General features: G+C 57.5%; 1 pseudogene. It reads right to left on the reverse strand.

From position 1 onward, the window contains the following. Positions 1-456 (reverse strand): annotated as a pseudogene (locus tag QMX98_RS34865) (IS21 family transposase); the annotation flags it as partial.

Consider the following 456-nt stretch of genomic DNA (forward strand, 5'->3'; position numbering starts at 1 on the left):
CGTTTGAGAAGCCGTAACGGTTTTGGCAGATCAGCAAATGGCGCGCCATTGCGCAGTGCACCAGGCTTGCGTTCGATGAGTGGGATGTAGTGCTGCCAGTCAAAACTGACCTGATCTCGATCAAAGAGGCGCTCATGGCTGGCGATCACCGTTTCGTCGGCAATGACCACGATCCGCGAAGGGTACAAACGGCTGCTGACCCACTGACCAACACGCTCGCAAGGTACCGAATAACGATTGCGCGCCACGCTGATCAGGCAGGTGCTAGAGACACGGACGGTGCGTTCGACGTAGCCATCAAAGGCCGTCGGCATCGGCATCATTTCAGCCTGCTCCAGCTCCAGGACTTCTGCCACCGTCAAACCGTTGTACTGCGGATGTACAAGTTCGGCCCAGAGCGTACGACAGCGTTGGCCGAGCCAGACGTTCAGCTCCTCGAAGGTATGGAACATGCAG

The sequence above is a fragment of the Pseudomonas sp. PS02303 genome (assembly GCF_029959925.1).
Taxonomy (GTDB): Bacteria; Pseudomonadota; Gammaproteobacteria; order Pseudomonadales; family Pseudomonadaceae; genus Aquipseudomonas; species Aquipseudomonas mandelii.